Source organism: Streptomyces adustus (genome assembly GCF_009377175.1).
Classification (GTDB): domain Bacteria; phylum Actinomycetota; class Actinomycetes; order Streptomycetales; family Streptomycetaceae; genus Streptomyces; species Streptomyces adustus.
Genome location: NZ_VJZD01000560.1, coordinates 1 through 1080 on the forward strand (window position 1 = coordinate 1; position 1080 = coordinate 1080).

Annotated in this window: 1 protein-coding gene and 1 pseudogene; one reads left to right on the plus strand and one right to left on the minus strand. The window is 74.5% G+C overall.

Annotated elements, in window-relative coordinates:
* The coding region (locus FNH09_RS46535; protein ID WP_152895894.1) for a DUF456 domain-containing protein at positions 1-466 on the minus strand (466 nt) is incomplete at its 3' end.
* A gap of 226 nt (positions 467-692) precedes the next feature.
* Between FNH09_RS46535 and FNH09_RS46540 the strand changes: the two are divergent.
* Positions 693-1080 (plus strand): annotated as a pseudogene (locus tag FNH09_RS46540) (protein phosphatase 2C domain-containing protein); the annotation flags it as partial.

Sequence of the window (1080 nt, forward strand, 5' to 3'; positions counted from 1 at the left end):
CGCCCACCCACACCCCCGTGACCAGCAGACAGGCGAACAACTCGGTCAGCACGCTCCAGCCGCCCGCCCGCATCACCGTGTGCACCGAAGCCCGCGCCTCGGCCGACCCGCCCAGGCGCAGCCGCTCGCACAGGTAGATGCCGCCCACGAAACCCGGGATCGCGCCGAGCACGGGCAGCAGGAGGAAACCGGCCAGCGCCCCGGCCCCGGCGTACACCGCCATCCGGGCACTGGCCCCGCTCTGCCGCAGCCGCCGGGGCGGCAGCGCCCAGCGCACCGCCTGGGCGAGGAACAGAATGCAGGTGGCACCGACGAGGACGCCCCAGGCGACCGGCTGCGGATCGTTCAGCGCCCACCACAGGACCCCGGACCACACCAGCCACGGCCCGGGCACCCCGGGCACCAGCACTCCGCACAGGCCGAGCAGGACCACCAGGCCGACCAGCAGGAGTTCCCACACTCCCATCTGCCCAGGGTGCCCGAGCCCGGCGGGAACGGCAGGTCAGTCCCGCGCCACCCGGTCCTGTCCGGACGCGCGCGCCCCGCCCCGGCCCGGCTCTCGCGCACCATCGGTCACAAAAACGTACTGGCGTTCCCGATGTCACCCGATATGCCGTTCGACGGGGAGGGATCGCACAGGATTTTCCGGATGCCCCGTTTTCATCCGGCCCTCGCGGTGGACAATTAGGGGCATGAGTCAGCAGGGGGGAAGGCCCACCGGTCACGAGGACGACTGGTGGAGGCAGCTGTACGAGAACTGCGTCGAGGACACCGGCCCGGTGACCGCGGCCGACTCGCTGGACGACCGGTTCGCCTCGGCCGCGGGGACGCTGGGCGACGGGACGGCGTTACCGGACGGCGGCGCCGCGCGCGGGGCACCGCCCCGGCAGCGCGCCCCCTGGGAGCCACTGCCCACCGCGCCCGAACAACCGTTCAGCACCGCGGACCTCCCGTCCGCCGCGGACCCGCCGCTCGTCCCCGACCCGCCGTTCCTCCCCGAGCCGCCGCTTCTCCCCGACCCGGCCGCCCGTCCCGACCCGGCGGCTCTCCCGGACCCGACGGCTCTTCCCGGCCCGGCGC